The organism is Spiribacter sp. 2438 (genome assembly GCF_009676705.1).
In the GTDB taxonomy this organism is placed as follows: Bacteria; Pseudomonadota; Gammaproteobacteria; order Nitrococcales; family Nitrococcaceae; genus Spiribacter.
In genome coordinates this window covers 1332162-1355268 of sequence record NZ_CP046046.1, presented here as the reverse complement: position 1 = coordinate 1355268, position 23107 = coordinate 1332162, and the positions used below count along the sequence as shown (strand labels likewise).

Genomic DNA, 23107 nt, shown 5'->3' with positions numbered 1-23107 from the left:
CCGCCCCGGCGGTGTTTGCCCAATAAAAAAGCCCGGCTCATGCCGGGCTTTTTTGTGGACCGAGACACCCTCGACCCGTCACCGCCTGGGGGATCAGGCGGCCTGCTGGGACCGCTGCGCCAGCTCCCGGAGCACGTAGTGCAGGATGCCGCCGTTGCGGAAGTACTCCCACTCGGTGGGCGTGTCGATCCGCACCTTGGCGTCGAAGCTTTTCACTTCGCCATCCGGAGTGACCGCCCGAACCGTGATGCTGGAGGGCTCGGCGTCGAGGCTTTCAATACTGAAGGTCTCCTCACCGGTCAGCCCCAGGCTTTCCGCGCTGTCGCCTTCATTGAACTGAAGCGGCACCACGCCAAAACCCACCAGGTTGGAGCGATGGATCCGCTCGTAGCTCTCGGCGATCACGGCCCGCACGCCCAGCAGGGCCGTGCCCTTGGCCGCCCAGTCGCGGCTGGAGCCGGTGCCGTATTCCTTGCCGGCCAGCACCACCAGCGGCGTGCTCTCCTGCTTGTAGCGCATGGCGGCGTCATAGATCGACGTCTGCTCACCGGTGGGGAAGTAGGTGGTCCAGCTCCCCTGGGTGCCGGGTGCCAATTCGTTTTTCAACCGCACATTGGCGAATGTGCCCCGCATCATGACTTCATGGTTGCCGCGGCGTGAGCCGTAGCTGTTGAAGTCCTGTGGCATGACGCCGAGCTCCTGCAGATACTGACCCGCCGGGCTATCCGCCTTAATGGCGCCGGCCGGAGAGATGTGGTCCGTGGTGATGGAATCCCCCACCTTGACCAAACACCGGGCCTGTCGGATTTCGGTGACTTCACCCGGCTCAAGCCCCATCCCTTCGAAGTAAGGGGGGTTGCGGACATAGGTGGAATCCGGCCATTCGTAGATCTCGTCCTCAGCGGCCGGCAGCTGCTGCCAGGCCTTGGATCCCTCGAACACGTTGGCGTACTGCTCGCGGTACATCCGCGAGTTGATGTATTCCTCGATGATGTCGGAGATCTCTTTCTGGGTGGGCCAGATGTCCTTGAGATACACCGCCTTGCCATCCTGGTCATGGCCGATGGACTCACTGGAGAGATCCTTGGCCACATTGCCGGCCAGCGCGTAAGCCACCACCAGGGGCGGCGAGGCCAGGTAGTTGGCGGGCACATCCGGATGAATGCGTCCCTCGAAGTTGCGGTTACCTGACAGCACACCGGATACCATGAGATCGCCTTCACGAATGGCATCGGTGATCTCGTCCGACAGCGGTCCCGAGTTGCCAATGCAGGTGGTGCAACCGAAGCCCACCACATGAAAGCCCAGATCCTCCAGCGGCTTCATGAGGCCGGCGTCGTTGAGATAGGCGGGCACCACCTGGGATCCCGGCGCAAACGATGTCTTCACCCAGGGTTTGGTGGTCAGACCCCGGTCATGGGCTTTCTTGGCCACCAGCCCAGCGGCGACCAGCACCGCCGGGTTGGAGGTGTTGGTGCAGGAGGTAATGGCCGCGATAACCACATCGCCGTGGTTCAGCGTGAACTGCTTGCCGTTCTGCTCGACGTTGACGGCACCGATCTCATGCCAGTGGCTGTTGCCCGGCGCGGTATCGCCGCCTTCGCCTTCGAAGCGGGCCTCGTCCTCGTCGGGCATCGCACCGCGGGCCTGGAGCTCTTCTTCCAGGAAGTTCAGGAAAGCCGGCTTGGCATCGGTGAGGGCAATCCGGTCCTGCGGCCGCTTGGGACCCGCGATACTCGGGACCACGTCACTGAGATCCAGCTCGACCACGTCGCTGTACTCGGCATGGCGGGAGCCGGTCTCACGCCACATGCCCTGCTGGCGGGCATAGGCCTCAACCAGTGCGATGGTTTCTTCATCACGGCCCGAGCCCCGCAGATACTCGATGGTCTCGGCGTCAATCGGGAAGATGCCGCAGGTGGCGCCGTATTCCGGTGCCATGTTGGCAATAGTGGCCCGGTCCGCCAGCGGCAGGTTGTCCAGACCGTCGCCGAAGAATTCCACGAACTTGCCAACCACGCCTTTCTTGCGCAGCTTCTCGGTGACGGTCAGCACCAGATCCGTGGCAGTGGCGCCCTCGCGGAGCTGGCCGGAGAGCTTGAATCCGATTACTTCGGGAATGAGCATGGTGATGGGCTGGCCGAGCATGGCGGCCTCCGCCTCGATACCACCCACGCCCCAGCCGAGCACACCCAGACCGTTAACCATGGTGGTGTGGGAGTCGGTTCCAACCAGCGTGTCCGGATAGGCGAAGGTGCCCTCATCGGTTTCCTTGGTGAACACGGTCTTGGCCAGGTACTCCAGGTTGACCTGATGCACGATGCCGGTCCCCGGCGGAACCACCCGGAAATTGGAGAAGGCCTTCTGGCCCCAGCGCAGGAACTTGTAGCGCTCTTCGTTGCGTTTGAACTCGATGCGCTGGTTCAGATCCAGGGCGTTGGAGGCCCCGAAGTGGTCGACCATGACGGAGTGGTCGATCACCAGATCCGCCGGCTCCAGCGGATTGATGAGGTTGGGATCGCCACCGAGTTTCTTCATGGCATCCCGCATGGCAGCAAGGTCAACCACCGCGGGAACGCCGGTGAAGTCCTGCAGGACCACCCGGGCCGGCATGAAAGAAATCTGCTCACCAGGGCCGCCCTTGGGGTCCCACTGACAGAGCGCGTCAATCTGCTCGGTGGTGACGTTTTTACCATCCTCCTTGCGGAGAAGGTTTTCCAGGAGGATCTTCAGTGAGAAGGGCAGTCGATCGACGTCGTGCTGGCCCTTGAGCGCGTCCAGCCCGTAAATCTGGTAGGGCTTGCCATCGACATTCAGTGTCTGGCGGGCGTTGTAACTGTTACTCATGGTTCCTCCCGGGTAGTCAGGGTGCGTCTTCGGCACGCCGTTTTATTGAACGTCCAGCACCACGCTGTCCCGACATTCTACATGACGCAATGCCGCAGGACAGCGGTCACCGGCATCGAAAACCCCTGATCAGCTTTGGGAAATCAATGCCCGGGCGCCCTCCACCAGCGCCTGTCGTCGAACCACCAGCTGCAGGCGCCCACCACCGGCGGCGCGCCACAGGCCGGCCGCCCGAATGGCCGCCATCAGCAGGGCCCGGATCAGCGCCTGATTGTCGTCATCCTGCAGGTGACCCGCCGTGCCCTGCACCAGAATGCGTGGCCGCAGGGAGCTGATTTGATCGCTGTACAGTTGGGCAAGGTGGTGGATCACGCTGGCATGGTCATTGGCGCCGAAGTATTCCGCCTGCTCTCGGGCACGGCTCAGGCCCTGGCCAACCGCTTGCAGATGAGCGCCATTGCGCCGCAACCGCCGCTCCAGCTGCATGACGGCGACCAGGTATCGGGTCAGCTGGGCATCGGTGGGCTGGGAGAGGTGATCCACCAGCTGTCGCAGCCCCGTTTCCAGGGCGGCGATGCCGCCATAAAGTTGTTCCGTGGACCCCTGCCACTCACCGACCAGGCCTTGCAGAACGACTCGGTTGTCTTGCGTCGCCCGCTGGCCCCGCTCGGCGAGTTGTCGCACACCGGCCAGGGACTGAAACACCGCCGCCAGGGCGAGGGTCTGCTCACGATCAGGCGACGCCAGCACGGGATGCCTCCTGAACGGCGAGCCGCTCCTCAATAACGCCGCCGCCCAGGCATCCGGTCTGGTCGTAAACCACCACGGACTGCCCCGGGGTCACCGCCCGCTGGGGCTCGTCGAAGTCCAGTCGCCAGCGGCCGTCGGGCAGAGGGTGAAGGACGGCGGGCTGCTCCGTCTGGCGATGTCGTAACCGCATGGTGCAGCGGATGGACTGCGTCGGGCCTCCGCCATCGATCCAGTGCCAGTCGCCGGCGACCAGCCCGCGGCTCATCAACGCCGGGTGGTCATGGCCCTGGGCCACCACCAGTTGGTTGCGGTCCATATCCTTGTCCACCACATACCAGGGCAGCCCGGGTCGATCGGCTCGGCCGCCGAGCGCCAGTCCGCGACGCTGGCCAATGGTGTAGAACGCCAAACCGGTGTGCTGGCCCACCGGTTCGCCATCCACGCTCACCACCGCCCCGGGTGTCGCGGCAATATAGCGGCCCAGGAATTCACGGAAGTCCCGCTCGCCAATAAAACAGATGCCCGTGCTATCGGGCTTGTCGTGATTGCCGAATCCGGCCTGGTCGGCCATCCCGCGCACCTCCGTCTTGGTGAAATCCGCCAGGGGAAACATCGCGGCCTCCAGCTGTTCCTGATCCAGGGCATACAGGAAATAGGTCTGATCTTTAGCCGCATCCCGGGCCCGCCGGAGCTTTCGCTGGCCGGGTGGGCCGCTGACCCCCGCATAATGACCGGTCGCCACCCGATCGGCGCCCAGCCGGCGGGCATGGTCGAGAAACGCACGGAACTTGATGTGCTGGTTGCAGAGGATGTCCGGATTGGGGGTACGACCCGCGCGAAATTCCTCGAGGCAGTGCTCGAACACCCGGCTTCGGTAATGCCGCGCGAAGTTCGCCCGGTGCAGCGGGATGCCCAGCTGATCCGCCACCCGGCGGGCATCCGCGTGGTCGGCTTCAGCGCTGCAGTGGGTGTCGCTGTCGTCGTCTTCCCAGTTCTTCATGAACAGGCCTTCGACGCGATATCCTTGCTGCTGCAGCAGCCAGGCGGTGACCGACGAGTCCACGCCGCCGGACATGCCAACGATGATCAGGGAACCATTACTCATAACCCTCAGGATAACATTGGCTCCTCGTGGTCTGACCTTTTAAACTGGTTTCCTCGCCCCCATTTCTTCACGTAACCGGTAGAAGTACTCGCAGCCATGAGCGAAGAGAACGATCCGAACCAAGATGACGGTCTGTCGGTCGAAGAAGCCAAGCCGGAAGTCAGACAGCCGCGGCTTTACCAAGTGGTTCTGCTCAATGATGACTACACCCCGATGGAATTCGTGGTAGAGGTATTACAGACGTTCTTCCGCATGGATCGGGAGCAGGCCACACAGGTGATGCTCCACGTCCACACTCGAGGGAAGGGGGTATGTGGTGTCTTCAGCCGCGACATTGCGGAGACCAAAGTCGACCAGGTCAACGACTACGCACGTGAACACCATCATCCGCTGATGTGCACGATGGAACCGGCCTGAACCGGAACCGGCCCTCCGGGCCCCATTCACAGGATTCCAGGTGACAAGCCAATGCTAAGCAAAGAGCTCGAGTTCACGTTGAACCTCGCCTTCAAGGAAGCGCGGGAAAAGCGCCACGAGTTCCTGACCGTGGAACACCTCCTGCTGGCGCTGACTGACAATCCGTCGGCGCTGGAAGTGCTGCGGGCCTGCGGGACGGATCTCGATACCCTGCGCCAGGATCTGGAGACTTTCCTGGACGAAACCACGCCGTTGCTGCCGCCCAACGACACCCGGGAGACCCAGCCGACCCTCGGATTTCAGCGGGTGCTGCAGCGGGCGATCCTCCACGTCCAGTCTTCCGGGCGCAAGGAAGTCAGCGGCGCCAATGTGATTGTGGCCATCTTCTCGGAGCAGGAATCTCAGGCGGTGTATCTGCTTCACAAGCAGAATATTTCCCGGCTGGATGCCGTGAACTTCATTTCCCATGGCATTTCCAAGGTGTCCGGCGAGGAGGGCGGCAGCGAGCCGGACTCGGCGCCGCAGGAAGGTGAAGCCACCGAAGAGGCCGGCGGGGCTCAACCCCTGGAGAGCTTTGCCACCGACCTGAATGCCCGCGCCCGGCAGGGCCGTACGGACCCCCTGATTGGCCGCAAGCACGAAATCGAGCGCACCATTCAGGTGCTCTGCCGGCGTCGCAAGAGCAATCCGCTGTACGTCGGCGAGGCCGGCGTGGGCAAGACCGCCATCGCCGAGGGGCTCGCCAAGATGATCGAGGATGGCGAAGTGCCGGAAGTGCTGGCGGATGCCACCATCTATTCGCTGGATCTCGGCGCTCTTGTGGCCGGCACCAAATACCGCGGTGACTTCGAAAAGCGCCTCAAGGGGCTGCTGGCACAGATCAAGAAGCATGATCATGCCGTGCTCTTCATTGACGAAATCCACACCATTATCGGTGCCGGTTCGGCATCGGGCGGAGTGATGGACGCCTCCAACCTCCTCAAGCCCATGCTGGCCAGCGGCGAGTTGAAATGCATCGGCTCCACCACCTATCAGGAATACCGGGGCATTTTCGAGAAGGACCGGGCGCTGGCGCGGCGGTTCCAGAAAATCGACGTGTCCGAACCGACGGTGCCTGAGACCGTGCAGATACTGCGCGGCCTCAAGGACCGGTTCGAGAGCCATCATGGCGTCCGCTATACCCAGCCGGCGCTGGAGTCGGCGGCAGAGTTGGCGGCCAAGTACATCACCGATCGCCACCTGCCGGACAAGGCCATTGACGTCATTGACGAGGCCGGCGCCAACCTGCGCCTGCTGCCACCGTCCCGCAAGAAAAAGACCGTCGGGGTGGGAGACGTGGAAACCATCGTGGCAAAGATGGCCCGCATTCCTCCAAAACGGGTGTCCACGTCGGACATGCGGCTGCTTGAGACGCTGGAGAAGGATCTCAAGCGGGTGATCTATGGCCAGGACCCGGCCATCGACACCCTGTCCGCCACCATCAAGATGTCCCGGGCCGGGCTTCGGGACACGGAAAAGCCGGTGGGCAGCTTCCTGTTCTCCGGCCCCACCGGGGTGGGCAAGACCGAAGTGACCCGCCAGCTGGCCGAGGTCATGGGCATCCACATGACCCGCTTCGACATGTCCGAGTACATGGAGCGGCATACGGTGTCACGGTTAATCGGTGCGCCGCCGGGATATGTCGGTTTCGACCAGGGCGGCCTGCTCACCGAGGAGGTGCTAAAACACCCGCATTCCGTGGTGTTGCTGGACGAAATCGAGAAGGCTCATCCGGATGTCTTCAACCTGCTGCTGCAGGTGATGGACCACGGCTTCCTGACGGACAACAACGGCCGTCAGGCCGACTTCCGCAACGTCATTCTGGTGATGACCACCAATGCCGGTGCCGAAGAACAGAGCCGGCGGACCATCGGGTTTACGCCTCAGGATCAGAGCAGTGATGCCCTGGAAGTGATCCGCAAGCAGTTCACGCCGGAGTTCCGCAATCGACTGGATGCCATTATTCAGTTCAACGGGCTGGCGCCCGAGGTCATTGAGCGGGTGGCGGACAAGTTCATTCGAGAGCTCCGCCATCAGCTGGCCGAGAAGCGGGTCACCCTTGAAGTCAGCGATCCGGCCAGAAGCTGGCTTGCCGAGCAGGGTTATGACCCGAAAATGGGCGCCCGTCCGATGGCCAGGCTCATCCAGGACAAGATCAAGCGTCCCCTGGCCGATGAGCTGCTATTCGGCCGGCTGGCCAATGGCGGTCACGTGCGGGTTGAGCTGGATGAGGCCGGCGAAGGCCTGTCGTTCAGGATGGAAGCCCCGGAAGCGGTGAACTAACCCACCGCCTCAGGACACAGTAACGGCGGAGGATCGGGTGCGCCTAGCGCGCCCGATAAACGATGCGGCCCTTGTTGAGATCGTAGGGGGTCAACTCCACCGTGACGGTGTCGCCGCGGAGAATGCGGATGTAGTGCTTGCGCATTTTGCCGGAAATGTGGGCGGTGACCATGTGGCCATTTTCCAGCTCCACCCGAAACATCGTGTTGGGCATCACCTCGGTGATGGTGCCCTGCATCCGAATGTTCTCTTCCTTCGCCATAAATCCCTGCTCTTGAAAATAAGCCCGGAAGTGTAGCGCAGCCGCCAGAGTTCACCAAGTTCGTCAGGGGGCAGAAACCCGCTCCCAGCCATTCCGGGACAGACGCTCATGGGGAAAGAACCCGGCTTTGTAATCCATGCGGGCGGCGCCCTCGATCCAGTAACCCAGATACAGCCAGTTTCGACCCCGCCGCCGGGCCTCCTCAATCTGCAGGAGAATGGCCAGGGTGCCCAGGCCACGGGCTGTCTCGGCCGGGTCAAAGAACGTGTAGACCGCCGATAGCGCACCGCCGGTGTCATCAGTCACCGCCACCCCCAGCAGGCGTCCGTTTTCGCGCAGTTCGAGGAAATCCGTGGGGCACCAGCTGGCGGTGAGATACTGCCAGTACAGATCCGGGTCGGCTTCATCCATTCCACCACCGGGATGACGCGCCCTCACGTAGCGTGAGTACAGATCGAAATGCGCCGGGTCCAGCCGCCATCCCACGTTCACCAAACGGACATCGGCGTTGTCCCGGCGACAGCGCCGGTGCCGCCGCCGAGGGACGAACGAATTCACCGGCAGGCGCAGGCTCCGGCAGGCCTGGCAACCGGGACAGGCGGTGCGGTAGAGGTTCTCGCCGCCGCGCCGAAATCCCCGGGCGAGGAGCTCGTCATAAAGAGCGGCGCTGGGACGCAGGCGCGGATCAACAAAGTCGAAGTTGGACAGACGGTCGTCCAGGTACGGGCAGGGTCGAAGCCCGGTCCCGAACAGGCGGATATCCCTGGCTGGACGGGACTCACTCATGGCGCCAGTCCTCGATGTCCAGTGTCCACGGCCCCCGACGGGTCGCCTGTCGCTGGCTGGCCGCCAGCATCATCAGGAACTGCCGCCGGGGCAGGCAGCGCGCTCCCATGCTGAGCAGATGGCTGGTGGGCATCTGGCAGTCGAGAAACTGGAACTGCCATGCCCGCAGCTGCGCGCACAGCCAGGCCATGGCCATTTTGCTCGCATTGGGCTCGCGGCTGAACATGGACTCGCCGAAAAATGCGCGCCCCAGTGAGACACCATAAAGGCCTCCGATCAGCCTCTGATCCCGCCAGATCTCGATGGAATGAGCGAGCCCCGCCCGATGAAGGCGGCCATAAGCCGCTTTCATGTCGTCGGTGATCCAGGTCCCCGGCTGATCGGGGCGGGGTTCGGCACAGGCCTCCACCACGGTTTCGAAGGCCCGGTCCAGGCTGACCTGATAGTCCGCCCGATTGAGCGCGCGGCGCAGTGACCGGCTGATGTGGAGTTGATCGACGGGAATCACCGCGCGGGGATCCGGACTCCACCAGAGAATGGGCTCATCGGGCCCGTACCAGGGAAAAATGCCCTCCCGATAGGCCTCCTCCAGCCGGTTGATGGAAAGGGAACCGCCGATGGCCAGCAAGCCGTTGGGCTCGATCATCGCGGACTCCGGATCCGGCAGGGGCGTTATTTCATCGCTGGTATTCAGCCAGGGGATGGGCAGCAGCGGGTCAGTCACGGTTGATCTGCTCCAGAACCTCCTCGCGAAAGGGTGCGTCCCGCATGAGATCAGCGGCGAAGGCGTGCACCGCGGGCCGCTCCCGATCCAGAAAATCATCCACCGCCGCTCGAAAGCGGGCGTCCGTGAGGTGATGGGCAGAGCGGGTCAGGGTGGGCAGAAAGCCCCGTGGCACTTTGTGCTCGCCCTGGGCACCGGGCTCGAAGCGCGTCAGACCGTGGCGGATACAGTATTCGATGCCCTGGTAGTAGCAGGCCTCAAAGTGCAGACCGTCATAATCCCGCTCGCTGCCCCAGTAGCGGCCGAACAGGGTATCGCTGCTGCGAAAGCAGATGGCCGCCGCGACCGGCCGGCCAGCGTCCTCGGCCACGAACACCACCATGCGGTCGGTCATCTGCTTACCGAGTTCGGCAAAGCAGTCGCGACTGATCACTGGCAGGTTGCCGTGTTCGTAGAACGTCTTGGCGTAGAAGCCATGCAGCGCGTCCCACAGATCCGGTTCGATTTCGTCACCATGCAGTGTCCGCAGATGCAGACCCTGGTCGCTCACCCGCCGGCGCTCGCGCCGAATGTTCTTGCGTTTTTTTGAGCTCATGCCGGCCAGAAAGTCATCGAAATCCGCGTAGCCGGCGTTGTACCAGTGGTACTGGCAACCGAGCCGCAGTGAGTAGTCACAATCCTGCAGGGCCTCGATTTCCTTGGCATCGGCAAACAGCCAGTGCACGGAGCTCAGCTCCATTTCCTCAACCATCTGTCGGGCGCCGTCGGCCAGCGCCTGACGGAGCCCCTCCGCTGGATAGCCCGGCGCCAGCAACATCCGGGGCCCGTTGATCGGGCTGTAGGGCACCGCGATGATCAGTTTCGGGTAGTAGGCGAGGCCGTTGCGCTCGTAGGCATGGGCCCAGGCGAAGTCGAAAACGAACTCGCCCCGGGAGTTGCCCTTTAGGTACGCCGGCGCGGCCCCCATGAGCTCGCCATCCTGCCAGAGCAGCAGGTGATGAGGAGCCCAGCCGTTCTCCCGCGACACCGCCCCGTGGGTCTCCAGGGCGGACAGGAATTCATGCCGCAAGAACGGGTTATCGGTGCCGGCGAGGGCATTCCACTGCGCCGCCGATATGTCGCCAATCGCCGGGATTGCCTGAAGTTCCATGGTGTTTAGGACCGTCTTTGCGAGGCCGAGGTGCCGCTGCTCAAGGCATGACAGCTACTGTACACTGCGAACCATGGCAGGCAAGACGACAGCGCGGCAACCCGAGGCCAACCCGATCTCACGGCAAATCAGCCGCATGATTCGGGAAGCGCTGTTCCTTGTTCTGGTGGCGGTGGCAGGTTACATGCTGCTGGCCCAGCTCACCTACAACCCGGCGGATCCCGGCTGGAGCCACACCGGCCCCGCCGCCGGCGTCAGTAATGCCGGCGGCCTGGTTGGAGCCTACTGGTCCGACCTGAGCCTTTACCTGTTCGGCTATCTGGCGCTGCTGTTTCCGGCGTTGATCGGCCTGCTGGGTGTCCTGCTGTATCGCTGGCAGCGTCAGGATGGACAGATCCACTGGGGTGTCATCGGTACGCGCCTGGCGGGCTTTCTGATCACCCTGGTGGCGGGAACCGCGCTGGCGCGGCTTCACATCGAACCGGTGGCCGGCACCGTCCCGTTGAGCTCCGGTGGCGTGCTGGGCAACCTCGCTGGTGACTGGTTGCAGGACGCTTTCAGCTTCACCGGGGCAACGCTCCTCACGCTGGCACTATTTCTCGCCGGCGTGACCCTGTTCACCGGTCTTTCCTGGATCGCGCTAATGGACTCCCTGGGGCGACTGGTGCTGGCGCAGGGGCGCCATATCACCACTTTGCACGGCTGGATTCAGGACCAGCGCGCGGCGCAGCAGGCCCGCCGGGAGCGGGAACGGGCCAGACGCACCGAAGAGAAGCGGGCCAGCAAGCGTGCCAAGCCGGCGATCGCACCGCCGGCACCCGCGGAGGCATCGCGTCCTGGCGAGCGGGCCCGCAAGGAGCAGCAGATCCAGCTGTTCGAGGCGCCGCCGATGCCCGGCGCCTTGCCGCCGATCTCGCTGCTGGACGAGCCCCACGCCGAGCAGCCGGGCTACTCACCGGACGCGCTGGAGGCCATGTCGCGGTTGGTGGAGCACAAGCTGCGGGATTTTGGCATCGAGGTGGAAGTGGTCGAGGTCCTGCCCGGCCCGGTGATCACCCGCTTCGAGCTCAAGCCGGCGGCGGGCGTCAAGGTCAGCCAGATCACCAATCTGTCCAAGGATCTGGCCCGGGCGCTGTCGGTCACCGCCGTTCGGGTGGTGGAGGTGATCCCCGGCAAATCCGTGGTCGGGCTGGAAATCCCCAACGAACATCGTCAGGTCATCGCCCTGGCGGAGATTATTCGGTCGGAATCTTTCGAAAAGGCCAATTCACCGCTGACACTGGCCATCGGCAAGGATATCGGCGGCTACACCTCGGTGGTCGACCTCGCCAAGATGCCGCACCTGCTGGTGGCAGGCACCACCGGGTCGGGTAAGTCCGTGGGCATTAACGCCATGATCCTGAGCCTGCTCTACAAAAACACCCCGGAGCAGGTCCGGATGATCATGATTGATCCCAAGATGCTGGAGTTATCGGTTTATGACGACATCCCGCACCTGCTGGCGCCGGTGGTCACCGACATGAAAGAAGCCGCCAATGCCCTGCGCTGGTGTGTCGCTGAAATGGAAAGGCGGTATCGGCTGATGGCGGCGCTGGGCGTCCGTAACATCGCCGGCGCCAACAAGCGGATTCGCGACGCCCAGGCGCGCGGCGAGCCGTTGACTGATCCCCTCTGGAGCACGCCGGACGATCGCATCGAACCGACGATTGACGGCGAGGTGCCCGAGGCACCTGCTCTGGAGCCCATGCCCTGCATCGTGGTGGTGGTGGATGAATTCGCCGACATGATGATGATGGTGGGCAAAAAAGTTGAGGAGCTGATTGCCCGGCTCGCTCAGAAGGCCCGCGCCTCGGGTATCCATCTGGTGCTGGCCACCCAGCGTCCGTCCGTGGATGTGATCACCGGCCTCATCAAGGCCAATATCCCCACCCGCATGGCGTTTCAGGTCTCCTCCCGAGTCGATTCACGCACCATCCTCGACCAAATGGGCGCGGAGTCGCTGCTGGGCCACGGCGACATGCTTTATATGGGACCGAGCAGTCGCGGGATCCCGGAGCGGGTCCACGGCGCTTTTGTTTCGGACGCCGAAGTTCACCGGGTGGCCGAGTACCTCAAGCGGGCCGGCGAGCCCGAGTACGTGCCGGGCATGCTGGAGGGCGGTAATGGAGACGCGGAAAATCTGGGTTCTCTGCCCGGTGAGGTGAACCTCGGCGATGAGGAAACCGACCCGCTTTATGACCAGGCGGTGCGCATTGTCACCGAGACTCGCAAGGCGTCGATTTCCGGCGTGCAGCGGCGGCTGAAAATTGGCTACAACCGCGCGGCTCGCCTGGTGGAGCAGATGGAGCAGGCCGGCGTGGTCGGGCCGCTTCAGTCCAACGGGGCGCGCGAAGTGCTGGCGCCCCCGCCGCCAAAGGATTGATCAGCCAATGTCTGCCAGGCGCCTGCATCTTGGCCGAATCGGATTAATCACCGTGGTTGCCTGGTTAGGGGTGCTGACCCTGGCGGGTGCCCGGGCCAGCGATCCCGAGGCCATGCTGGAGCGCTATTTTGAGGGCACCGAGACCCTGCAGGGGCGCTTCCAGCAGGACACCTACGACGATCGGGGTGAGCGGGTTGAGGCGGCGGAAGGCGATTTCTGGATGGCCCGGGGTGAGCGCTTTCGCTGGCATTACCAGTCCCCCTGGGAGCAGCTGATTGTGGCCGACGGGGAGCGCCTTTGGGTTCATGACGTGGATCTCGACCAGGTGACCGTCCAGCCCCTCGAGGAGGCGCTGGGGGTGGGCGCGGCCCAGCTGCTCAGCGGCGAATTCTCTGATCTGCAGGCCAATTTCCGGATCGAGCCCGGCGACACGGCGGACACCGTCCGGCTTCGCCCCACGGATCCGGCCTGGGACTTTCAGACCATCCGACTGACCTTCGATGACGGACTGCCGACACGGCTGGATATCGACGCCGGTCTGGGCGACCGCATTGAGGTGCAGCTGCGCGATCTCACCCGCAACCAGCCGATTGAGCCGGAACGCTTCGAGTACACGCCGCCGGCGGAGGCCGACGTTCTCCAGGGGCCATGACCGACTGGACCCGGCCACTGGCGGACCGCCTGCGACCCCGGTCACTGTCGGAGTTCGCGGGACAGCGGCATCTGTTGGCACCGGGGCGACCACTACGTGAGGGGCTGGAAGCCGGACGGGCCCACTCCATGGTGCTCTGGGGGCCACCGGGCACCGGCAAGACCACACTGGCTCGACTGGCCGCGGCGGCGGTGGACGCCGATATTCTGACGCTGTCCGCGGTCATGGCAGGCGTCAAGGACATCCGTGAGGCGGCGGCCCGGGGCAGCGCGAACCGCGAAGCGGGACGCCAGACCCTGCTGTTCGTCGACGAGGTGCACCGTTTCAACAAGGCGCAGCAGGATGCCTTCCTGCCCTACATCGAGGACGGTACTCTGCTGTTCATCGGCGCCACCACCGAAAATCCGTCTTTTGAGTTGAATAACGCGCTGCTGTCGCGGGTTCGGGTTCACGTGCTGCGGCCTCTGGAGCGGGATGAGCTCGGCGAACTGGTGGATCGGGCCATGGCCGATGACCAGCGCGGTCTGGGCGATCGCCAGCTGGGGCTGCATCCCGATGCCCGCTCGCTGTTGCTGGAGGTGGCGGATGGCGATGCGCGCATCGCCCTGGGGTTGCTGGAAGTCGCAGCGGATCTTACCGAGGCGGGCGCCGTCATCGGACCCGACCTGATCCGGGAGGCGGCCGCCGGTGGCCGGGCGCGATTCGACAAGGGCGGTGATGCTTTTTACGACCAGATTTCGGCGCTTCATAAATCCGTCCGGGGCTCGTCACCCGACGGGGCCCTCTACTGGCTGGCGCGGATGCTCGAGGGCGGTTGCGATCCCCTCTACATTGCCCGGCGGGTGGTGCGGATGGCGTCCGAAGACATTGGTAATGCCGACCCCCGGGGGCTGCAGCTGGCGGTAGCGGCCTGGGAGGCCCAGGAGCGTCTGGGTTCCCCGGAGGGCGAGCTCGCCATTGCGCAGGCGGTGGCCTATCTGGCGGCAGTGCCCAAGAGCAACGCGGTCTACAAGGCGTTCAACGCCGCCATGGCCGACGCCCGTGAGAATGGCTCTCTGGAGGTGCCGGTGCATCTGCGCAATGCCCCCACCCGGCTGATGAAGGAGCTGGGCTACGGTCATGCCTACCGATACGCCCATGATGAGCCGGAGGGCTATGCCGCGGGCGAGACCTACCTGCCGGAGGCGTTGGCCCATCGCCATTACTATCAGCCCCTGGATCGGGGGCTGGAGCAACGCATCGCCGAGCGGCTTCGCCGCCTGGCGGCGCTGGATCGGCAGGCCCGCGAGCGGTGACCGGCGCCGGCGCCGCCGGTTGCCTTAGAAGCGTCATCAAGATTCGCGTAGACTCTCGGCCTTTTCACAGGGCGGGTGGACATCATGCCAGGGCTGGGTGAGTTTGCTGCCGTCGCGGCGGGGGGTGCCATTGGCGCGGTGATGCGCTTCAGCGCCTTGCTGGCCAGCACGCGGCTGCTGCCGGCAGGCTTCCCGTGGGGGACATTGCTGGTCAATGTCAGCGGTAGCCTGCTGATGGGGGTGGCCTATGTGTTGCTGCTGGAGCGCGGCGTGCTGCCACCGGTGTGGCGCAGCTTCCTGACGGCGGGCGTGCTCGGGGCCTTTACCACTTTCTCGGCCTTTTCTCTGGACGCTCTGGCGCTGTTGCAGGCCGGTTCGCCAGGGCGCGCCCTGGCCTACGTGCTCGCCAGTGTGGGCGTGTGCCTGATGGCCGCGGCCCTGGGTGTCATGATGGCGCGAGCCCTTTAGGAAACGATTTTTCATGCTGGATCAGAAAATGCTTCGACAGGGTCCCGGGGGCGTGGCGGATGCCCTCGCCCGGCGCGGATTCACTTTTGATAGCAGGACCTATGCGGCGCTGGAGGCGCGGCGGCGGGAGCTTCAGTCCCGCACCGAGTCGCTTCAGCACGAGCGCAACGAGCGCTCCCGGGCGATTGGTGAGGCAAAGCGCCGGGGCGAGGACATCGAGCCGCTTCGGGAGCAGGTCTCAGCGGTGGGTGAAGCGCTCAAGGCGGCGGATGCCGAGCTCCAGTCCCTGCAGGCTCAGCTGCGGGATCTTCATCTGGGTTTGCCGAATCTGCCCCATCCCTCGGTGCCGGTGGGCAAGGACGAAGCCGACAATGTCGAGATACGCCGCTGGGGTGAGCCGCCGAGGTTCGAGTTCCGGCCCCGGGACCATGTGGATTTGGGTGAGCACCTGAGTGGGCTGGATTTCGAGGCGGGCGCCCGTCTCGCCGGTTCGCGTTTCGTGATCATGCAGGGGGGCATTGCCCGGCTGCATCGGGCCCTGGCGCAGTTCATGCTGGACTGCCATGTCGAAGAGCATGGGTACACCGAAGTCTACGTGCCCTATCTGGCCAATGAGACGGCGCTGCTGGGAACCGGCCAACTGCCGAAATTCGCCGAGGATCTGTTCGCCATCGAGCACGCTGAGCAGACCATGCACCTGATCCCCACGTCCGAGGTCCCGCTGGCCAATCTGGCCGCCGGCGAGATTCTCGACGCCGAGACACTGCCGCGGGCCTATGTCTGTCACAGTCCGTGTTTTCGTTCCGAAGCGGGGTCCTACGGCCGTGACACCCGGGGCATGATCCGTCAGCATCAGTTCGACAAGGTGGAGCTGGTACAGCTGACCCGTCCGGACGACTCCTATGAGGCGCTGGAGCGGCTGACCGGACACGCGGAAGCCATCCTTCAGCGCCTTGAATTGCCCTATCGGGTGGTCACCCTCTGCACCGGTGACATGGGCTTCGCCGCGGCCAAAACCTATGACATCGAGGTCTGGCTACCCGGGCAGCAGGCGTACCGGGAGATTTCTTCCTGCAGCAACACCGAGGCCTTCCAGGCCCGCCGCATGCAGGCCCGCTGGCGCCAGCCGGAGACCGGTAAACCCGAGCCGCTGCACAGCCTGAACGGCTCCGGCGTCGCCGTGGGACGCTGTCTGGTGGCGGTTCTCGAGAATGGCCAGCAGGCGGATGGCCGCGTGGCCATCCCGCGGGTGCTACAGCCCTATATGGGCGGGCAGCAATGGCTCGAACCGGCCTGAGTGGCCCAGGAGAGCAGGCAATGACGACGGGTGATGTTTATACGGCAATGCAGGCGTGGCTGACGCGCACCAAGCCCGCCGAAACCGATCGGGACGGACCGCTCAATTATCGCTGGTTCGGACATGTGCGGGCCGTGCTGGAGGCGGAGTCCGCCTATCTGGTGCTGATGCGGATCGAGACTGATCCGGCCTGGCGGGGCCAGGGGCAGGCCAGCGCCGTTCTCGAATGGCTGAAGGGCCTGTGTGACCAGCACGGCGTGACGCTGCTCGGCCAGGCAAACGTCGACGATCACACCGGACTGGGTCAGTCAGCGTTGCTGCAGTGGTACGCCCATCACGGCTTCCAGATTGATGACAGCCACCAGGGCGAGCCCCTGGTCTGGTACCCGAAGCGTCCCGGCGCACCCGATTAGCGGGCCGGCGCCTCCAGATGAACTCGGCCATCCGGCCCCAGGATATGACGCTGCAGCCAGCCCAAGGCCAATCCGTAGGCGGGCAGGAATAGCAGCAGCGAGATCGCCAGTTTGGAGGCGTAATCCACCCAGGCGATTTCCGGCCAGTTGGCGGCCATGAACGGGTCCGGGCTGGCGTAGAAGGCGAGACTGAAAAACGCCAGCGTGTCGGCGGCGTTGCCGAATATGGTGGACACCGCCGGCGCCACCCACCAGCGCGCCGCCTGTCGCAGACGGTCGAAAATGTGGATATCCAGCAGCTGGCCAAGGGCATAGGCCATGAAACTGGCCATGGCGATGCGACCCACAAAGGTATTGAGGCTGAGCAGGGCGTCCGCTCCCTGAAAGCTGCCCTGCTGGAACAGGCTGCCCACCACATAGGAAATGATCAGCGCCGGGCCCATGGCGTAGAAGATGATCCGCCGCGCCATGTGCTTGCCGAAGGTCCGCACCGTGAGGTCCGTGGCCAGGAATATGAACGGGAAGGAGAATGCCCCCCACGTGGTGTGCACGCCCAGCAGGTTGATGGGCAGCTGCACCAGGTAATTGCTGAGGGCAATGATGGTGATGTGCGCGGCCGCCAGAATAAACAGCGCCCGCCGGAATTGTTCAGGGGTAATGGTTTTCATGGCGCCGGAGTATAGCAGCACGTGACAGACTCCATGACCACTGCCTCGGCCCGGCGGCGAGTGGGAGCGCTGGCGTGGCCGCTGATTCTCTCCAACATCACGGTACCGCTGCTGGGTCTGGTGGACACGGCGGTGGTGGGCCACCTGCCGGACAGCCGCTACCTGGGGGGCGTCACTCTGGGGGCGACGCTGTTCAGTTTTCTGTTCTGGGGCTTCGGTTTTCTGCGCATGGGAACCACCGGGCTCACCGCCCAGGCCCACGGAGCCGGCGACCGGGACGGGGTCATACGGCTGCTGGGGCAGAGCCTTCTGCTGGCGGCCGGGATCGGCGTGCTGCTGATCGCCATCCATCCGGTGGTGATTCCCCTGGGGCTGGGGTGGCTCGGTGGCAGTGATGCGGTCAGTGCCGAGGCGCAGATCTATGCCCAGTTGCGAGTCCTCAGCGCACCGGCGGTGCTGGCCAATTACGTGCTGATCGGCTGGTTCCTGGGGCGTGGCTTCAGCCGGGTCACGCTGCTGCTAATGGTGGTCAACAACCTGGTCAACATCGTGCTGGATCTGGTGTTCGTGGTGGGGTTTGGCATGACCACCGATGGCGTGGCGCTGGCCAGTGTCATTGCCGATTACACCACGGTACTGCTTGGCCTCGGGCTGGCAATGGCGGCCTGGCGGGGGATGCAGTGGCGGCGGGTCACCGGGGTCTTCGGTGATCCCGCCGGGTACCGGCGGCTGCTGTCGGTGAACTCGGCGCTGTTCATTCGCACGGTCTGCCTGCTGTTCGCCTTTGCCTTTTTTCATGCCCAGGGCGCTGCCATTGGAGATACCACCCTGGCGGTGAATGCCGTGCTGTTGCAGTTCGTGCTGCTGGCGTCCTACGGACTCGACGGCTTTGCCCATGCCGCCGAATCCCTGGTGGGGCAGCGCATTGGTGCCGCCGATCCGGCGGGTTTTCAGCGGGTGGTGCAGGCGGCGGCGGAGTGGTCGCTGATCATGGCCGGTGGCGTCAGTCTGATTTATTTGCTGGGTGGCGAGGCACTGGCCGCGCTGTTAACGGATCTCCCCGAGGTGCGCGAGGGCGCCGGGGAGTACCTGATATGGGTGGTCGCCATGCCGCTGCTGGCGGCGGTCAGCTATCTCATGGACGGCGTTTTCATTGGCGCCACCCGGACCCGGGCCATGCGGGACACCATGCTGCTGTCCCTCGGCCTGGTCTATCTGCCGGTGTGGTGGCTGGCGCAGCCGCTGGCCAATCACGGTCTCTGGCTGGCCTTCATCGCCTTCACGCTGGCGCGCAGTGTGCTGCTGGGTGGTGTTTTTCTGCGGGACTGGCGTCGGGGGCGTTGGTTTCCGTCAGCAACGGCGAATTAGCACATCCACTCCCAGAGGCGTTGCAGGAGTCGAGTGTTCTGCTCGGTGGTGCCGATGCTGATACGCAGGCAGTCCGCCAGCCGGTCGGTGTCGAAGTGCCGGATCAGAATGCCCTCCTGGCGGAGTCCCTCCTGAATATCCCGGGCGGGGCGGGCGGCGTTGGCGGGGAGCCGGGCCAGGCAGAAATTCGCCTGGCTGTCCGGCACCTGAAAGTTTCGTTCCCGCAGCGCCGTGATGACCCGCTCCCGCTCGGCGCGGACCGACTGCCAGGTCTGGCGGGCGTAGCGCTGGTCTTCAATCGCTGCCGCTCCCACGGCATCGGCAACGGCATCCACGCTGTAGCTGTCCCGAGTCTTGATGGCCATCGGCGCGATCAGTCCCCGGCATCCAATGCCATACCCCAGGCGCAGCCCCGCCAGAGAATAACCTTTGGACAGCGTCCGCAGAATCAACAGATTGTCGTGGTGCTGAACCAGGCCGGTGACATCATGGCCGGGGTCGGCGAAGTCCACGTAGGCCTCATCCACCAGCAACACGCCATTCAGCGCCGATGCAATGGCGGCGATCTCCCGTTGTGGCGTCAATCGGCCGCTGGGGGCATGGGGATTGACCAGCAGCGTCAGCGGCGCGCCGGCGGCGTTCATCTGCTCGGCGAATGTCTCCGGCACAGACCAGTCATCGGCCAATTCAACCGCATGAACGGGCGATCCATGGATGTCTGCCAGCACCGGGTACAGCGAGTAGCTGGGGGCGGCGATGCCAATGGGCTGGCCCGGCTCGACAAAGGTGGTGATGGCCAGCCGCAGCAACTCGTCGCCGCCGTTGGTGGCCACCAGTTGATCAGGCGCCAGTGCGTGGTAGCTTGCCGCCGCTGCCAGAAAAGTGGCGGCGGTCGGCGACGGGTAGCGCCGCAGCGTTTCCGCCTCAATTGCCTTCAGGGTGGTCATGACTTTCGGCGATGGCGGGTGCGGATTCTCATTGGTGTTGAGTTTGATGACCTGATCACCGTCCGGCTGCTCGCCGGGGGTGTAACCCGCCATGCGGCGAATGTTTTCGCGCTCGTAACCCATGGGATGAATCATACCGTGGATGCCGCGAGCTGTAACGACGGACGGACTCTGCCGGCTGAAAAAGGGTGGCCGGTGGCGTATTATCTGGACCAATTAAGTCCTGTTAACCGAAAGGTCCGAGGAGTCGAGAGTTGGCCATCACCGCCCGGCGCTCATTGCCCATTACCGCTCGCATTGCCCTGGCCTTCCGACGGACCGGAATCTGGCCGCTGGTCATGGCCGTGATCGCCGCGCTGGTGGCCTTGCCGGTCATTACCGTTCTGTCCCACGTTTTCGTGCCGGCGCCGGAGGTCTGGTCCCATCTGGCCAGCACGGTACTGCCGCGGTATCTGTTCAACACCGCCGCGCTGGTGGTGGGCGTTGGCCTGGGCGTGCTGGTGATTGGCGTTGGCACGGCCTGGCTGGTGGTGATGTGTCGATTCCCCGGGCAGCGGGTTTTTGAATGGGCGCTGCTCCTGCCGCTGGCGGTGCCATCCTATGTGATCGCCTACGCCTACACTGATTTTCTGCAGTTTGCCGGGCCGGTTCAGAGCCTGCTCCGGGATTTCTTTGGCTGGAGTGCCGGTGATTACTGGTTTCCGGAGATCCGCTCCCTCGGCGGAGCGATCGTGCTGCTCTCGCTGGTGCTGTATCCCTATGTGTACCTGCTGACGCGGGCGGCGTTTCTGGAGCAGTCCGTGTGCGTGCTCGAAGTGGGTCGGACTCTGGGGCGGGGCCCGTGGCGACTGTTCGGCACGGTGGCGGTTCCACTGGCGCGGCCAGCCATCGCCGGGGGCACCGCGCTGGCGCTGATGGAGACGCTCAACGAATTCGGCGCCATGCAGTTCTTTGGCGTGGATACTTTCACCACCGGTATCTACCGGACCTGGTTCGGGCTCGGTGAGCGCACCGCCGCGGCGCAGCTGGCGGGCATCCTGCTGATGTTCGTGCTGGTGCTGCTGGTGCTGGAGCGGGTGTCCCGCGGACGCTCCCAGTTTTTTCACACCTCCTCGCGCTATCGGGAGCTACCCCGCTATCCATTGACCGGTGCGCGGCGCTGGCTGGCTTTTGCCGCCTGTGGGCTGCCGATTCTGGTGGGCTTTCTGGTGCCGGCGGGGTTGTTGCTGGAGATGAGCATTACCGGCGGCGATCAGCGTTTGGGCTGGGCATTCATGGGTTATGTGTTCAACAGCTTCAGCCTGGCCACCATTGCGGCGCTGGGTGCCGTCGGGGTGGCGGTGTTGCTGTCCTACGGGGTGCGGCTGGCGCCGTCGCCGCTGGTTCAGGGGTTCGTGCGGGTGTCATCCATGGGCTATGCGGTGCCGGGCGCGGTCATCGCCGTCGGGGTGCTGATTCCGCTGGGCTGGCTGGATCAGCGGCTCTACGGAGTCATGCATGGCCAGTTCGGCTGGGAGGTCGGGCTGGTGCTCACCGGCACGGCCGTGGCCCTGGTCTATGCCTACATGGTGCGGTTCCTGGCGGTGTCCTACAACGCCGTGCAGGCCAGTCTGACCAAGGTCACCCCCACCATGGATGCCGCCTCCCGGTCCCTCGGTCGCACCGCCGGCGGCACACTCCGGCGGGTTCATACGCCGATCATGCGGGGCAGTCTGCTGGGGGCCGGCATTCTGGTGTTTGTTGACGTCATGAAGGAGTTGCCGGCGACCATTATTCTCCGCCCCTTTGATTTCACCACGCTGGCCACCCGGGCTTATGAGCTGGCATCGGACGAGCGCCTGAGTCAGGCGTCCACGGCATCGCTGGCCATCGTGCTGGCGGGGATCATTCCGGTAATACTGCTCAGTCGGGCGATGCGGCGATCCCGACCGGGGCATGATGCCGGCTAGGCCGGGAAGACGAACACCTGACTGGCGTCCAGCTGGATGCTCACCGGCTGATTGCGCTCCGGCAGGTACACCCCCGGCATGTGGGCGTGCATGTGGAATTCATCATTGCCCTGGTGCACGCACAGGTGGATGAAACTCGCGCCTCCCAGTAGCCGTGACATCAGCACATGACTGCCGCTGTGGTCGGCGGGGCCAGGCTGTTGCTCGACATTGAGCGCCTCCGGGCGAATCAGCACCTGGGCCGCGCTGCCTTCCGCCAGGTGGCCGGCGTCCACCGGCCCCAGCGGCGTCTCGACCCGGCCATCACTGACCACGCCGCGGACTTCGTTGACGTCGCCAAAGAAGCGCACGACGAACGGGTCCTGCGGGTTGCAGTAGATATCCCGGGGGGTGCCCTGCTGAACGATCCGGCCATCCCGCATCACGGCGATGCGGTCCGCCATGAACAGAGCTTCTTCGGGGTCGTGGGTGACCAGCAGCGTGGCGGTGCCGTTGCGCTTGAGCAGGTGAAGGGTGTCGTCACGAATGCGATCCCGCAGCCGCGCGTCCAGGCCCGAAAAGGGCTCATCCAGCAGCATGATCCGTGGCGCCGGCGCCAGAGCTCGAGCCAGCGCCACCCGTTGCTGCTGTCCGCCGGAGAGCACATGGGGAAAGCTCTCCGCGAAGGGCGCCAGCCCCAGCTGCGCCAGCAGTGCCCGGGATCGCTGCTCCCGTTCGCGAGCCGAAATCCGTGGCAGGCCAAAGCCCACATTATCCAGCACGCTCAAATGGGGGAACAGCACCGCGTCCTGAAACACCAGCCCGACCTGGCGCTTCTCCGGTGGCGTCCAGGCGCTGGTGCCGGAGTCGGACATCACCTGAGCGCCGATGCTGACCTTGCCCTGCTGGGGGCACTCCAGGCCGGCGGCAAACCGCAGCAGTGTGGTCTTACCGCAACCGGATGGCCCCAGCAGACACAGGAGTTCTTCGGGCTCGACGCTGAGATTGATGTCATCCGCCGCCGTCACCGTGTCGAACTGGTGGCTGATGTTCTCCAGCCGGAGGGCCTCGCTGGCCGGTGACGGGCAGGGGGCTCGCACCGCGGAGACGCCGCCGGCGGGAAATCGGGAAACGAGGTTGTCCGGTTTGGCACTCATGGGCTGATTTTCCGCCATGGAAGAGACTTGTTGCAAGCGATTCTCATTGTTGCTTGACAGCCATTCCCGGCTTTGTTGTCATCCACTCTGGGATGCAAATGATTCCCATCCGCGATTGTTTGGAACGAT

The 23107-nt window shown here is 64.4% G+C and carries 20 protein-coding genes; 10 read left to right on the top strand and 10 right to left on the bottom strand.

Annotated features, from left to right (window positions below; genetic code table 11):
* Positions 1-93: 93 nt before the first annotated feature.
* The 3 genes from acnA to mnmA all read right to left on the bottom strand — a co-directional run bounded on the left by acnA (position 94) and on the right by mnmA (position 4702).
* A complete protein-coding gene (gene acnA, locus GJ672_RS06710; RefSeq protein WP_154296465.1) occupies positions 94-2847 on the bottom strand; it encodes an aconitate hydratase AcnA in 2754 nt (917 codons plus the stop codon).
* A 129-nt stretch (positions 2848-2976) separates the two neighbouring features.
* A complete protein-coding gene (hflD, locus tag GJ672_RS06705; RefSeq protein WP_229381841.1) occupies positions 2977-3597 on the bottom strand; it encodes a high frequency lysogenization protein HflD in 621 nt (206 codons plus the stop codon).
* The gene (gene mnmA / locus GJ672_RS06700) at positions 3581-4702 is read right to left on the bottom strand and encodes a tRNA 2-thiouridine(34) synthase MnmA (protein WP_154296464.1); all 1122 of its coding nucleotides are present in this window, start codon (positions 4700-4702) and stop codon (positions 3581-3583) included. The genes hflD and mnmA overlap by 17 nt, the downstream gene beginning before the upstream one ends.
* Before the next feature lie 96 nt (positions 4703-4798).
* Here mnmA and clpS point away from each other — a divergent pair, with 96 nt between their 5' ends.
* Together clpS and clpA are read left to right on the top strand one after the other, a co-directional pair.
* Positions 4799-5119: an ATP-dependent Clp protease adapter ClpS gene (gene clpS, locus GJ672_RS06695; RefSeq protein WP_154296463.1), complete on the top strand. Its 321-nt coding sequence runs from the start codon at positions 4799-4801 to the stop codon at positions 5117-5119.
* 51 nt (positions 5120-5170) lie between these two features.
* Complete coding sequence (gene clpA, locus GJ672_RS06690; protein WP_154296462.1) at positions 5171-7441, top strand: ATP-dependent Clp protease ATP-binding subunit ClpA; 2271 nt, start codon at positions 5171-5173, stop codon at positions 7439-7441.
* A gap of 43 nt (positions 7442-7484) precedes the next feature.
* On the opposite strand, the gene infA is transcribed toward clpA, so the two are convergent.
* From infA to GJ672_RS06670, 4 genes are all read right to left on the bottom strand, one after another.
* A complete protein-coding gene (gene infA, locus GJ672_RS06685; protein WP_154296461.1) occupies positions 7485-7703 on the bottom strand; it encodes a translation initiation factor IF-1 in 219 nt (72 codons plus the stop codon).
* A gap of 63 nt (positions 7704-7766) precedes the next feature.
* Positions 7767-8489, bottom strand: coding sequence for an arginyltransferase (locus tag GJ672_RS06680; RefSeq protein WP_154296460.1), 723 nt, complete (start codon positions 8487-8489; stop codon positions 7767-7769).
* On the bottom strand, positions 8482-9213 hold the full coding sequence (aat, locus tag GJ672_RS06675; protein WP_154296459.1) for a leucyl/phenylalanyl-tRNA--protein transferase: 732 nt from the start codon (positions 9211-9213) through the stop codon (positions 8482-8484). The genes GJ672_RS06680 and aat overlap by 8 nt, the downstream gene beginning before the upstream one ends.
* Positions 9206-10363, bottom strand: a complete 1158-nt coding sequence (locus GJ672_RS06670; RefSeq protein ID WP_154296458.1) for a GNAT family N-acetyltransferase — start codon at positions 10361-10363, stop codon at positions 9206-9208. The genes aat and GJ672_RS06670 overlap by 8 nt, the downstream gene beginning before the upstream one ends.
* A 73-nt stretch (positions 10364-10436) precedes the next feature.
* On the opposite strand from GJ672_RS06670, the gene GJ672_RS06665 reads away from it, so the two are divergent.
* The 6 genes from GJ672_RS06665 (at position 10437) to GJ672_RS06640 (ending at position 16910) form a co-directional block, all read left to right on the top strand.
* On the top strand, positions 10437-12785 hold the full coding sequence (locus tag GJ672_RS06665) for a DNA translocase FtsK (protein WP_154296457.1): 2349 nt from the start codon (positions 10437-10439) through the stop codon (positions 12783-12785).
* Positions 12786-12792: 7 nt separating this feature from the next.
* Complete coding sequence (lolA, locus tag GJ672_RS06660; protein ID WP_154296456.1) at positions 12793-13437, top strand: outer membrane lipoprotein chaperone LolA; 645 nt, start codon at positions 12793-12795, stop codon at positions 13435-13437.
* Entirely contained in the window at positions 13434-14732 is a 1299-nt protein-coding gene (locus GJ672_RS06655; RefSeq protein WP_154296455.1) for a replication-associated recombination protein A, read from the top strand. Before lolA ends, GJ672_RS06655 begins: the two co-directional genes overlap by 4 nt.
* Before the next feature lie 84 nt (positions 14733-14816).
* Positions 14817-15200 carry a fluoride efflux transporter CrcB gene (gene crcB, locus GJ672_RS06650; RefSeq protein ID WP_154296454.1) on the top strand — a complete coding sequence of 128 codons (384 nt, stop codon included), beginning with the start codon at positions 14817-14819 and terminating at the stop codon, positions 15198-15200.
* A 13-nt stretch (positions 15201-15213) separates the two neighbouring features.
* Positions 15214-16497, top strand: coding sequence for a serine--tRNA ligase (serS, locus tag GJ672_RS06645; protein WP_154296453.1), 1284 nt, complete (start codon positions 15214-15216; stop codon positions 16495-16497).
* Between the two features lie 20 nt (positions 16498-16517).
* Positions 16518-16910 carry a GNAT family N-acetyltransferase gene (locus GJ672_RS06640; RefSeq protein ID WP_154296452.1) on the top strand — a complete coding sequence of 131 codons (393 nt, stop codon included), beginning with the start codon at positions 16518-16520 and terminating at the stop codon, positions 16908-16910.
* On the opposite strand, the gene GJ672_RS06635 is transcribed toward GJ672_RS06640, so the two are convergent.
* On the bottom strand, positions 16907-17599 hold the full coding sequence (locus GJ672_RS06635) for a 7-cyano-7-deazaguanine/7-aminomethyl-7-deazaguanine transporter (protein ID WP_229381840.1): 693 nt from the start codon (positions 17597-17599) through the stop codon (positions 16907-16909). The two genes, GJ672_RS06640 and GJ672_RS06635, sit on opposite strands and share 4 nt — an antisense overlap.
* Between GJ672_RS06635 and GJ672_RS06630 the strand changes: the two genes are divergently transcribed.
* Positions 17600-18946, top strand: coding sequence for an MATE family efflux transporter (locus GJ672_RS06630; RefSeq protein WP_229381839.1), 1347 nt, complete (start codon positions 17600-17602; stop codon positions 18944-18946).
* On the opposite strand, the gene hisC is transcribed toward GJ672_RS06630, so the two are convergent.
* Positions 18943-20016 (bottom strand): histidinol-phosphate transaminase, encoded by a 1074-nt coding sequence (hisC, locus tag GJ672_RS06625; protein ID WP_154296451.1) that lies wholly within the window; start codon positions 20014-20016, stop codon positions 18943-18945. The genes GJ672_RS06630 and hisC overlap by 4 nt on opposite strands.
* Before the next feature lie 131 nt (positions 20017-20147).
* On the opposite strand from hisC, the gene GJ672_RS06620 reads away from it, so the two are divergent.
* Entirely contained in the window at positions 20148-21842 is a 1695-nt protein-coding gene (locus tag GJ672_RS06620; protein ID WP_229381838.1) for an iron ABC transporter permease, read from the top strand.
* Here the strand turns inward: GJ672_RS06620 and GJ672_RS06615 are convergent.
* Entirely contained in the window at positions 21839-22978 is a 1140-nt protein-coding gene (locus GJ672_RS06615; protein WP_154296450.1) for an ABC transporter ATP-binding protein, read from the bottom strand. The genes GJ672_RS06620 and GJ672_RS06615 overlap by 4 nt on opposite strands.
* Positions 22979-23107: the final 129 nt, after the last annotated feature.

Bases quoted from the DNA above. Each gene is read 5' to 3' on its own strand.
- acnA (WP_154296465.1), bottom strand. From the start codon at position 2,847: ATGAGTAACAGTTACAACGCCCGCCAGACACTGAATGTCGATGGCAAG.
- mnmA (WP_154296464.1), bottom strand. From the start codon at position 4,702: ATGAGTAATGGTTCCCTGATCATCGTTGGCATGTCCGGCGGCGTGGAC.
- clpS (WP_154296463.1), top strand. From the start codon at position 4,799: ATGAGCGAAGAGAACGATCCGAACCAAGATGACGGTCTGTCGGTCGAA.
- clpA (WP_154296462.1), top strand. From the start codon at position 5,171: ATGCTAAGCAAAGAGCTCGAGTTCACGTTGAACCTCGCCTTCAAGGAA.
- infA (WP_154296461.1), bottom strand. From the start codon at position 7,703: ATGGCGAAGGAAGAGAACATTCGGATGCAGGGCACCATCACCGAGGTG.
- GJ672_RS06680 (WP_154296460.1), bottom strand. From the start codon at position 8,489: ATGAGTGAGTCCCGTCCAGCCAGGGATATCCGCCTGTTCGGGACCGGG.
- GJ672_RS06670 (WP_154296458.1), bottom strand. From the start codon at position 10,363: ATGGAACTTCAGGCAATCCCGGCGATTGGCGACATATCGGCGGCGCAG.
- GJ672_RS06665 (WP_154296457.1), top strand. From the start codon at position 10,437: ATGGCAGGCAAGACGACAGCGCGGCAACCCGAGGCCAACCCGATCTCA.
- lolA (WP_154296456.1), top strand. From the start codon at position 12,793: ATGTCTGCCAGGCGCCTGCATCTTGGCCGAATCGGATTAATCACCGTG.
- GJ672_RS06655 (WP_154296455.1), top strand. From the start codon at position 13,434: ATGACCGACTGGACCCGGCCACTGGCGGACCGCCTGCGACCCCGGTCA.
- crcB (WP_154296454.1), top strand. From the start codon at position 14,817: ATGCCAGGGCTGGGTGAGTTTGCTGCCGTCGCGGCGGGGGGTGCCATT.
- serS (WP_154296453.1), top strand. From the start codon at position 15,214: ATGCTGGATCAGAAAATGCTTCGACAGGGTCCCGGGGGCGTGGCGGAT.
- GJ672_RS06640 (WP_154296452.1), top strand. From the start codon at position 16,518: ATGACGACGGGTGATGTTTATACGGCAATGCAGGCGTGGCTGACGCGC.
- hisC (WP_154296451.1), bottom strand. From the start codon at position 20,016: ATGGGTTACGAGCGCGAAAACATTCGCCGCATGGCGGGTTACACCCCC.
- GJ672_RS06615 (WP_154296450.1), bottom strand. From the start codon at position 22,978: ATGAGTGCCAAACCGGACAACCTCGTTTCCCGATTTCCCGCCGGCGGC.